Genomic DNA, 11,258 nt, shown 5'->3' with positions numbered 1-11,258 from the left:
GCCCAAAATTATGATAAACTGGGCATGGCGGAGTATGAGGCTATGGAGGCATTTGTGAGGTATCACTTTTAATGATTTCACCGATTTGGGAATGATTTCACCGATTTTGTGCCGCCACAACTCTTTAAATCGGTGAAATCATAAAATAGTAATCCCTGTCATCATCTTAAAACAATCGATGAAATCGCAAAAAATCGGCGAAATCACCTCAAAACATCGGTGAAATCACCTTTTAATTGCATCTTAGCGAACTTTATAATTACCTGATTAAAAATGAACTTTACCCATAAATTTTCAATCGCGGCCTTATCTTTTCTATTACTGGCCGGCGGAATATCTGCACAGCAGGCGAAAAAAAAGACCGTTGCGCCCGCAAAAGCAAAAACAACTCAAACAGTAGCTGCTACGGCGGCGCCAATAAGTGGTGGTTTGCCACTCGACCCGGAGGTATTAAAAGGCAAGCTGCCCAATGGCTTAACTTATTATATCCGTAAAAATAGTGAACCCAAAAACAGGGCTGTGCTGTACCTGGTAACCAAAGCAGGCTCGGTCCTCGAAAATGACGACCAGCAGGGCCTGGCGCATTTTACCGAGCACATGGCTTTTAACGGCACACGCGATTTCCCCAAAAATGACCTCGTAAATTATTTGCAGAAATCGGGCATTAAATTTGGCGCTGATTTGAATGCCTATACCAGTTTTGATGAAACCGTTTATCAGCTCCCGGTACCTACCGATAGCGTAAAAGTTTTTCAAAACGGGTTTAACATCCTCGCTAACTGGGCCGCCTATCAATCCTTCGACCCAAAGGAAATTAACGACGAACGGGGTGTTGTGCTTGAGGAAGAACGAGCCGGCGGTAAAAATGCCGAAGAACGTTTGCGGAACCAAACCTTACCGGTATTGCTCAATAACTCACGCTATGCGCAGCGCTTACCCATAGGTAAGGAAGATATCCTCAAAACATTTAAACCTGAAGCGATCACCTCTTTTTACCATGACTGGTATCGCCCCGACCTTCAGGCCGTAATTGCTGTGGGTGATTTTGATCCTGCACAGGTTTTGGCGCTCATTAAAAATGATTTTTCATCTTTAAAAAATCCGGAAAATGAAAAACCCAGGAACTATTATTCTGTACCCCCAACAACAGGCACGGTTGTTAAAATAGCAACAGATAAGGAGTTCCCTTATACTTTAGCGGAGATCATTGTAAAACATCCCGAAACGATCATCAAAACATCGGCTGATTATATGCAGAACATCCGCATCCAATTGTTCAATGCCATGCTGAATGACCGGTTGAACGAATTGTTGCAAAAAGCCAACCCGCCATTTCTTTATGGACAGTCGGCTTATGGGGCTTTTACCGGCAGACAAGATGCGTTTACAACACTCGCGGTAGCAAAACCCGGCGAACTGGAAACAGCTATTAAAGCTGCAGTTGCCGAAACTGAACGTGTTCGCCAATTTGGGTTTACCTTAACTGAGTTGGAACGGGCCAAACAAAACGCCCTTTTAGGGGTTGATAACGCCTATAAAGAAAGGGATAAAACACAGTCGGCCTATTTTGTGGGACAATACCAGCAAAACTTTTTAACCGGCGGTGCTACTCCGGGGGTATCATTTGCTTATAATTATTACATCAACAATATCGGGAAGATAACGCTGGCCGAGCTAAATGCAATGGCCGCAAAGTTTGTGAGCGACCAAAATAGGGTGATTATTGTTGAAGCACCAGATAAGGACAAAGACAAATTGCCAACTGAAGCTACATTGCTCACCTGGATAGCAGATGCAGGGAAGGGCTTAAAACCATATATCGATTATACCACCGATAAACCTTTACTTGAAAAATTGCCCGTTGCAGGAAAAACGGTAAGTACCCAGGTTGATAGCCTTATTGGCACAACCACATTGATGTTGAGCAACGGCGTAAAAGTGATATTAAAACCAACGCAGTTTAAAAACGACCAGATCCTGATCAACGGGTACGCCTTTGGCGGTACCTCGCTGGCCAGCGATCAGGATTATACCTCGGCCAGTATGGCTGCTGATATTATCAGCGGCAGCGGCATCGCCGGCTTTACCCAGGCCGAGCTGGATAAAAAACTGAGCGGCAAAAATGTTAGGGTTTCACCCTATATCAGTGATGTGGCCCAGGGGATCTCCGCCAGCGCGTCGCCGCGGGATTTTGAAACAGCTTTGCAGTTGATCTACCTCTATTTTACACAACCGAGGAAGGATCAGAATATCTGGGATTCTAACGTCAGCCAGACCAAATCGGTACTGGCCACCCGCAACCTCGATCCGGGAAGCATTTTTTCAGATACCATATCATCAACTTTAAGTAAACACAACATCAGGGGCATGGTAGTTACCCCGGAACTGCTTGCCAATGCCAGCCTTGACAAGGCCTACGCGTTTTACCAGGAAAGGTTTGCCGATGCCAGCGGCTTTGTATTTACCCTGGTGGGCAACTTTACGGTAGATCAGGTAAAGCCTTACCTTGAAGCCTATTTCGGCGGATTGCCGGCAACAAACAAAAAAGAAACTTACAAGGTTTTAGATCTTAATCCACCTGCAGGACAGCTTAAAAAAGTTGTTAATAAAGGAATAGGCGATAAAAGCACCGTTGAACTGGTGTTTAGCGGCAGCTATGATTATAATGAGGACGACAACGTACAGGTTGATGCCCTGGAAGCTATTATGCAGATAAAACTTAATGAGCGCCTGCGCGAAAAAGATGGCAAAGTGTATTCGCCAGGGGTAAAAGCCAGCTATAAAAAAGTACCCGATGGCCGCTACAGCTTTACCGTTTATTTTGAGTGCGCCCCTGCTAATGTTGACAGCCTGGTTGCCGAAACGGTCGACGAGATCAGCAAGATCAAACAAAACGGTGCGGTGCCACTGGATATTCAAAAATTCGCGGTAACCGACGCCCGGTCGACACAGGTGCAGTTAAAAGAGAATATTTTCTGGGCAGGGTATTTGGGCGCATGTTCCCAAAACAGCGAGGACCCGGATGCTATCCTTAGGCACGTTGGCGACCTGGATAAAGTAACCCCGCAAAGCACCAAAGAAGCCGCCAATAAATACTTAAGCGGCAATAACCTTATTAAGTTTATTTTACTGCCGGAGAAGAAATAGCGCTTTTCCGAACAAATACATTGGAAGTCCTGCCGGTAATTTGGCGGGACTTTTTTATTTATAATGCGATCAATGAGAATTTGCATGAGTTATTTGCAGGTACTGGCGTTAATATCGTATATTACTCTAAATGGTTTCAAAAGGGCAGCAAGTCATAGCGGAATGGTACCGGAAAAAAAACTGGCAGCAGTTTGCGTTTCAACAGGAGATGATGGAGGCTTATCTCAGTGGCTTTTCAGGCTTGTTGAATGCGCCTACCGGTAGCGGCAAAACCTTTGCGCTGTTTTTGCCTTTTTTAGCTGAATTTATCAATAAACATCCGGATAACTATCAATCCCAAAGCAATAATGGCCTGCTGATGCTCTGGATTACCCCGCTGCGGGCCTTAACCAACGATATAAAAAAAGCTATGCAGGAGGTGTGCGACGAGATCGGCCTGCCCTGGCGGATCATGACCCGCACCGGGGATACTTCAGCCGCCGAAAAGCAGGCGTTAAAAAGAAAACTGCCCGAAGTACTGCTCACCACCCCCGAAAGCCTGCACCTGATGATGGCACAAAAGGAATATCCAAAGTTATTCCAAAACCTGCAGGTGGTTGTGATAGACGAATGGCATGAGTTACTGGGGACTAAACGAGGTGTTCAGGTAGAGCTTGGATTGTCCAGGCTGAAGGCCATTCGCTCAGTTGGCAGTTCAGAGTTGGCAGTTTGCACGGAAAAGTTTGTTGCTGGAACGGGTTCCGGCTTGCCGACAGCAACCCGCCAACAGCTAACTAAAGACTGCCCGCTGCCCACTGCCCACTGCCAACTCAAAATCTGGGGTATCAGCGCCACGATAGGCAATTTGGAGGAAGCCGCCGAAGTATTGCTTGGCAGCGATTTTCCGCCCGGAAAAATAAAAATGGTGCGGGCCAATATTGATAAAAAGCTGGTGATCCAATCCATCATTCCCGAAAATATTGTAAGTTACTCATGGTCGGGGCATATTGGGTTAAAACTGCTGCCGCAGGTGATGGAACTGGTGGCCAAAAGTGTAACTACGCTGATATTTACCAACACCCGCTCGCAGTCGGAGATCTGGTATCATGCCATTTTAGATAATTACCCGGAGTATGCCGGGATAATGGCCATGCACCATGGCTCGCTAGATAACGAACTGCGCAACTGGGTAGAGCAGGCCCTGCATGCCGAAGCGTTAAAAGTGGTAGTTTGTACCTCGAGTTTAGATTTGGGAGTTGATTTCCGTCCGGTAGATACGGTGATACAGGTGGGCAGCCCTAAGGGCGTTGCCCGGTTTATGCAGCGGGCGGGCCGCAGCGGCCATCACCCGGGGGCAATATCAAAGGCGTATTTTGTTCCTACGCATTCTTTAGAATTGTTGGAGGGCGCCGCGCTGAAGGAAGCCATCAAAAAAAAGATTTTTGAAAGCCGCGACCCGATGTTGCTCACGATGGATGTGCTGATCCAATTCATGGTTACACTGGCCGTGTCGGACGGTTTTTATGCTGATGAATTGTTCGACGAGGTAAAAACCAGTTTTGCTTTCGCTGATTTGAAACGAAGCGAATTTAACCAGCTGCTTGATTTTATTACCACCGGTGGCAAAACACTTGCCCAATATGACGAATTTTTAAAAGTTGAAGTCGAAAATGGTTTGTTCAAAGTAAACAACCGTCGCGTTGCGATGCGTCACAGGTTAAGCATTGGCACCATCACCAGCGAGTTAAGCATCCGGGTAAAACTGATGCATGGCGGTAGCCTCGGCACTATCGAAGAATCTTTTATCTCGAAATTAAAGCCGGGTAATACCTTTTGGTTTGCCGGGCGCAGCCTGGAGTTTATCCAGTTAAAAGAAATGACGGCCTTTGTGAAAAAGTCAAATGCCCGCAAGGGGATGATCCCCAGCTGGATGGGCGGGCGGATGCCGTTATCTTCACAGTTGTCGGCGATGTTTAGGGATAAACTGGACGAGGTGGCCCATGGAACAGCCAATGATGAAGAAGTGATTGCATTAAAACCCTTATTCGACCTCCAGTCGCAATTGTCGCATTTGCCGCAGAGCCATGAGTTTTTGATCGAATCATTCAAAACGGCGGACGGGCACCACCTGGTATTTTATCCATTTGAAGGCCGGCTGGTACATGAAGGTATGGCCTCATTGCTGGCCTATCGCATCAGCAAAATAAAACCTGCCAGTTTTTCAATCGCCATGAATGATTATGGCTTTGAATTACTGGCAGATGAAGACATCCCGATAGAAGAGGCATTGGAAGACGCCGGCTTTTTCTCCATAGATAACCTGCTGGAAGATATCCAGCACAGCTTAAATGCCAATGAAATGGCGCGCCGGCGGTTCAGGGATATCGCACACATTGGCGGGCTGGTGTTTACCGGCTACCCGGGACAGCCAGTTAAAAACAGGCATTTACAAGCCTCCACTTCGCTGCTTTTTGAAGTATTTAATGAATATGAGCCCGATAATTTACTGGTGCGCCAGGCCTATAACGAGGCTCTGGCTTTCCAGCTTGAGGAATTCAGGCTGCGGGCCGCACTACAGCGCATCATCAAACAAAATATTATCCTGAAAGTAATTGAGCGCCCAACCCCCTTCGCCTTCCCGATCATGGTCGACAGCCTGGGCCGGGAGCGCTTAACCACCGAGCCATTGGAAGAACGTATTGCCAAAATGGCCCGAAGTTACGGCGCGGATGAAGTGGTGACGAACGAACAGCCGAAAGCAGGGAGAAGCAGGAAGCCGGGGATTAACAGGAAAAAAGGGCTTTGATACTATTCGATCAACATATTCATCCCAGAAATAGTCGTAAACAAAATAACCGTTATTACCTGTGACTAATCTTTTAACGCAACAGCCAGTAGATACCAGGTAGTATGCGGCAGCCATTACTCGGCCCGGCGCCAGTCGGCATCTTTGCCTGTGTCGCTGTAAGGGAGATTAAAGTCGACATCATCCTCGTTATCAAACCCCCTCGTAGCCTGCCTGGCTAGTAACTATTTTTATTGTTTGGGCATGAATAAATGCTGGGATGGAAAAGAAAATAAAAGCCACCCGAATTTGCTTTTTCAATAAGGCGATCATACAGTTGTATTTCAAAAAACAAATAGCTTTTTATGCAAAAAGCTATTTTATTAAAATTTGCCATTGTTTTCTATAACACTGACAGTAGTCAATCTACGCCAGAAAATAACAGGGTTCCCCCATGTCTGATTAATCAACTAAGTAACACGACAATATTTGATATGCTCATTGAGAATAATACTATTTCGCCGATTTTTTAGGCGCATTTCTTAGAATTTATTCGCAAAAAACAAAAAACGCCCTAATCCGGTTAAAAAACACCACAGCTGTTAAAATTAGATTTCGTAATTTTACTCCTTCATATGGCAAGTCTCTACTTGTCTTTTGTGATAAGGTTTAGGTTAAAGCCCCCAAGCTGCGAGAGTGAGGGGGTTTTTATTTTTTTGTCCGCACCTTAAAAGTGGCATAAAGCCCCCATTTATATTTATAAGGTTTTTTAGCTCGCTTTTATTGACCAAAAAGCATACCTTTGCAAAATTATTTCCTTGAAACAGGCGCCCGGTCATCTGATCTGCTATCACTTCAACGACAATAAGTTAACGAATTGATAACATGAAAAAAATTACCGATTACCGCAAATTGTTAGATGTAACTAAGGATGCTGAGCTGCATGAGCTAAAAACAGTTTACCGCAGTTTAATGAAAACCTGGCACCCTGATAAATTTCAGCACAGTGAAGAAGATAAACTGGTTGCTGAAGAAAAGAGCAAAACTATTATTGAAGCCTATCATTTTTTGGTAAGCATCGCTCCAGAAACCCGGAATCAAACCGCTGCGGAATATAACAACACTACTGCAGCATCTGGAATACTTGATTTTGAATACCAATCCCAGGTACTTAAAATTCATTTTGCTGACGGTAACGTATATGAATATTTTGACGTGCCAAAAGAAGTGTACCGCAAACTTGTAAATGCTGATTCCCCTGGCCGGTTTGCGCGCAGGCACATTTTTAATAATTACGTTTACCGGAGTATTAACAAATTGGTTGCCACGGCCTGATAAACATAAATAGTTATCCGGGTATTTTATAAACCACTGAATTTACGTTAACTCCAGCGCCAACCGATGCAAACATAATGGTATCCCCATTAGTGAACTTATGGTCAGGTAGTTGGTTTTTACTAATCAGGTTGTAAAGCGTTGGCAACGTGGCAACGGAACTATTCCCCAGCCAGGATACTGTTATGGGCATAATATTTTCGGGTATTTGCTTAATGCCGAATTCATCATAAAAACGCCTTAAAATGGCCTCCATCATCTTCTTATTCGCCTGGTGGAGCAATATTTTGGCAATACCGTCAAACGGGACGGCTGCTTTTTCAAGGCTTTCCTTTATTACAAGTGGCACCACTTTTAATGCCTGTTCGTAAAGGGTGCGTCCCTGCATTTTCAAAAACAGTTGATCTTTGGGTAAATAATCAGGATTGTTAGATTTATCCATCCTTAAAATAAAAGCGTGTTCAGCATAGGTATGTGAGCTGTGCGACAGGATGCCTACTGGGCTTTCACTTTCTGTCGCTTCCACTATTACAGCGCCGGCACCGTCAGCATAAAGCATACTGTCCCGATCATGAGGATCACAAATGCGCGATAGCGTTTCGGCCCCTATTACCAGCACTCTTTTTGCCTGTCCGGCATGGATATAAAAATCTGCCTGGATCATTCCCTGCAGCCAACCTGCGCAGCCAAAGGGTAAATCATAGCAAACCGTGTCGGGGTTTTTTATGCCGAGACGGTGTTTCACGCGCGACGCCAGTGCCGGCACAAATTCACTCCTCCTGTTTTCCTCTTTTATATCACCAAAATTGTGGGCGACAATAATAAAATCCAGTGTTTCGGCATCAATATTTGCGTTACCAACGGCACGCTCCGCAGCAAGTACGGCAATGTCCGAGGCCACCAGGTCTGCGGTCACATATCTTCTTTCCAATATCCCGGTTATATCACTGAACTTTGGGATTATTTCGGCTGTTGCCCTGGCTAATTTATGCCCGTTTTCATCGTAAAACGTACGCGCTAAAAAATCGTTATTGGTGATGATCCGGGTTGGAATATAGCTGCCGCTGCCAATAATAACAGAATAAACTTTTTGTCGGAATTCTTTTTGGTCCATTAGATTTATATAATTGCTTCAGGGTGTCTGCACCGTTTTTTAGCTGGTTAACAGGTTTTACTAAGGCTTTATAAAGGTAAGGTTTAGCCTTATATATATGCAATTGTTTAAAATATTTATAACCGGGACCGGCGGGTATTTAGCGATGCTGAAATCAAACGGCGGCAAAGCTTTCCTAAATACAGGTGCAATTGCTCCGGCATTTTGAACCGCAACATAGCGGGCGATGGTTCACCAATAAAAATGAATTGGTGCCTGGTTACTGCAAAGGCCAGACAATGCGGTTTTATTGCAACAGTCGGAATTCTTCACTTTGGTAAATCCGCGTGACCCATTGCTCTAAGTATTTGCTGTTTGTTACTGCCCATGCTGCCGAAAAGACTTTTATTGAGAATAAAAAAAATCCCGGAAAACCTTTTCAGGTAACGTATAATCCGCTTTGATCATCCATAGGCATCAACATATTATTTCTCAGCATAAGGTGTTTTTCCCCGGCAAAACAGCGTGTATTAACGGGTTGTCAATCCGGTATCAATACTATAGCTTTAACCTGGTAAAACAGAAACTTAAACCGGTACTGATCCCGACGGGCTGGTCCTAATGGAAAAAGCGCTCCATGGGGACATTTAACGCATGGCTTAACTTCATTAAAGTTAATATGGTAGAATTGGATTTGCCATTTTCAAGTTTGGATATACTTGATTTTTCGAAGCCAAACTGCGTTGCAAGCTGGTTTAATGAGATCTTTTTTTCGTTGCGCTGTAATCTGATTTTTGACCCCAGCTTTTTCAGAAAGTCTTGTTCTTTAGTGGTGCTCATTGGTTGTGTTTTATGGCACCAATATTAAGGCGCATTGTTTAAATAAAAAGTGATACCAATCACCTTTTATTATGATTGTTGTTACTTTTTATCACAACCGGAAATGTCAATTTTAGGTTAGGCAAAAATAAATTGTAAGGAATAAGCTTTATTGTTATTTTATATTGCAAGCTTTGATATAGCCAGTTTTTTACTTGGGGCGAAAATGTAATTCTTTTTTACGATTTATAGTTCTCCTATCAGCCTATAAAAAATCAAGGCGTTCTTGAATAATTAAAAAAATTTACTATCGACCTCTTATCCCTCTATTTTGCCAGCTGTTAATTCTATCCGGACACAACCCGACGAAAGCGTTGATGAAAAGCTGTTTCACTTGCTTGTGGCCAAATTTACCATTGTAACGCGGGGCATAGAATGCTCCTTCGTTCCGGCTGCAGGGGTTGTTCCTATGTGGTATCAAACCCAGGTAGGTTCGTTTTTACATTCAGCACTAATCGCTGTAATGCACGCTTTTTTTCTGTCGCTTCCTGCTTGTAAATCAAACCACTACATGTTTTTCATAAATGCTTCTATACCTTCGGTTTCAACAAAGCCGTAAAATTGATTGTTTTTATTAATGACCTAATCTTAAAAAAGCAACGTTATGAAACCGTGCATTAAAATTTGTTTTTTGGGTGTCCTATTATTTTCAATGGCTGAGGCCAGGGGAAATTCAACCTATATATTTAACCCCTATTATCATACCTTCATCAATCCGAGAGCCATAAGCACCCTAAAACATGCTCATCAACCGGTTAACAGATCCGCGAGGTATGCGTCTCTGGATAGTGTAACCAAATTACTCCGTCTTAAACTTTATGTTGATCAATATAACTACGATGATATAGTGATTGGCTTTAATTCAGGTGCGTCAAACACCTATGATTTTAATGAGGACGCAAAGTATATGCCGGGTTTGGGCTCCGGAGAAGGATTGGCCAGCTATTCAAGTGATGGCGTTCCTTTGTCTATAAATCTTTTACCACTGCCAGCCCGGCAGGTGTGTATCCGGCTTGATTTTGAAGCCAAAAACAGCGGGCAGGTTTTACTTGAAAAAACCCAATTGGACCAATTGCCAGGCACCTATAGTGTTTGGCTCATGGATAGTTACCTTAAAGACTCGCTTGATCTTCGGGCGAATTCCAACTATACTTTTTCTATTAATAAAGCGGATACCGCGAGTTTTGGCAGTTACAGATTTTGTGTGGTGGTTCGTCAAAGCCAAACTCCGGTACCTCCGTTCCAACTGGCAGATTTCAATGCTTCAAAGTCAGGCACCGAAGCCGAAATATCCTGGGATGCCAAAAATGAGGCCAATAATACAATGTTTTCGGTTGAAAGAAGTGACGATGGCGGAGCTACCTTTCAAATTTTAGACACCCTCAAGTCTACTTCTGCCGGCCGTTATAATTATACCGATAATACACCGCCCATATCAACTGATCTGTACCGGTTAAAAATAGCTTTTCAAAGTGGTACGGTCAGTTTTTCAAATATAGTAATGCTTCAATTTAAAAATAGCATAAACACGATAACACGGAATATAAATATCTATCCCAACCCCGCAAGCAATGTTGTAAACCTTGCGATCCACCAGGCCGGGGCTAACAGCGTTATTGACCCGGTATCAACACAAGACAAGATGACTACCAGGGCTCAGGCAACCATGACATCAAAAGATGCAACAGTTTATAATATTAAAATAGTAAATATTTCAGGTTCAATTATCAAAATGGCGACATCTGCAACTGATACCTGGCAGCAAAACATCACCGGTTTATTGCCCGGAACCTATATCATAACCGTAACCAATAACAGTAATAACAAACTGGTCGGCCGCAGCTCTTTTGTAAAAATGTAATAATTTGTAATAATAGGTAAGTTTGATTTGTTTCCTGGAGAGGCCGTATCAAAATTCGAATGATGCGGCTTTTTATTTTACAGTAAATAAACCAACTTGCAGTAGCATTTTAATGCTGATTTCGGAGAACGAGCATTGTTGAATGAAAACTATCGAAAAGGGTCTCTTTTAAGCCGCTT

Annotated in this window: 7 protein-coding genes; 5 read left to right on the top strand and 2 right to left on the bottom strand. The window is 43.7% G+C overall.

Annotated elements, in window-relative coordinates:
• Positions 1 to 273 precede the first annotated feature (273 nt).
• The 3 genes from QZY09_RS15435 (at position 274) to QZY09_RS15425 (ending at position 7,246) form a co-directional block, all read left to right on the top strand.
• Positions 274 to 3,147, top strand: a complete 2,874-nt coding sequence (locus tag QZY09_RS15435) for a pitrilysin family protein (protein WP_295673805.1) — start codon at positions 274 to 276, stop codon at positions 3,145 to 3,147.
• 130 nt (positions 3,148 to 3,277) lie between these two features.
• Entirely contained in the window at positions 3,278 to 5,932 is a 2,655-nt protein-coding gene (locus QZY09_RS15430) for a ligase-associated DNA damage response DEXH box helicase (RefSeq protein ID WP_295673804.1), read from the top strand.
• An 864-nt stretch (positions 5,933 to 6,796) separates the two neighbouring features.
• Positions 6,797 to 7,246, top strand: a complete 450-nt coding sequence (locus QZY09_RS15425) for a KTSC domain-containing protein (protein WP_295673803.1) — start codon at positions 6,797 to 6,799, stop codon at positions 7,244 to 7,246.
• Between the two features lie 13 nt (positions 7,247 to 7,259).
• Here QZY09_RS15425 and QZY09_RS15420 read toward each other — a convergent pair whose 3' ends face one another.
• The gene (locus tag QZY09_RS15420; protein WP_295673801.1) at positions 7,260 to 8,360 is read right to left on the bottom strand and encodes a 3-oxoacyl-ACP synthase III family protein; all 1,101 of its coding nucleotides are present in this window, start codon (positions 8,358 to 8,360) and stop codon (positions 7,260 to 7,262) included.
• 597 nt (positions 8,361 to 8,957) lie between these two features.
• Complete coding sequence (locus QZY09_RS15415) at positions 8,958 to 9,179, bottom strand: helix-turn-helix transcriptional regulator (protein ID WP_295673799.1); 222 nt, start codon at positions 9,177 to 9,179, stop codon at positions 8,958 to 8,960.
• Positions 9,180 to 9,489: 310 nt separating this feature from the next.
• Between QZY09_RS15415 and QZY09_RS15410 the strand changes: the two genes are divergently transcribed.
• Together QZY09_RS15410 and QZY09_RS15405 are read left to right on the top strand one after the other, a co-directional pair.
• Positions 9,490 to 9,777, top strand: coding sequence for a hypothetical protein (locus tag QZY09_RS15410; RefSeq protein ID WP_295673798.1), 288 nt, complete (start codon positions 9,490 to 9,492; stop codon positions 9,775 to 9,777).
• A gap of 93 nt (positions 9,778 to 9,870) precedes the next feature.
• Positions 9,871 to 11,079: a T9SS type A sorting domain-containing protein gene (locus tag QZY09_RS15405; protein WP_295673796.1), complete on the top strand. Its 1,209-nt coding sequence runs from the start codon at positions 9,871 to 9,873 to the stop codon at positions 11,077 to 11,079.
• Positions 11,080 to 11,258 lie beyond the last annotated feature (179 nt).

The sequence above is a fragment of the uncultured Mucilaginibacter sp. genome, from assembly GCF_903913935.1.
In the GTDB taxonomy this organism is placed as follows: Bacteria; Bacteroidota; Bacteroidia; order Sphingobacteriales; family Sphingobacteriaceae; genus Mucilaginibacter.
Note: the sequence above shows the minus strand (reverse complement) of the source record. Positions and strands in the feature narration are given on the sequence as shown.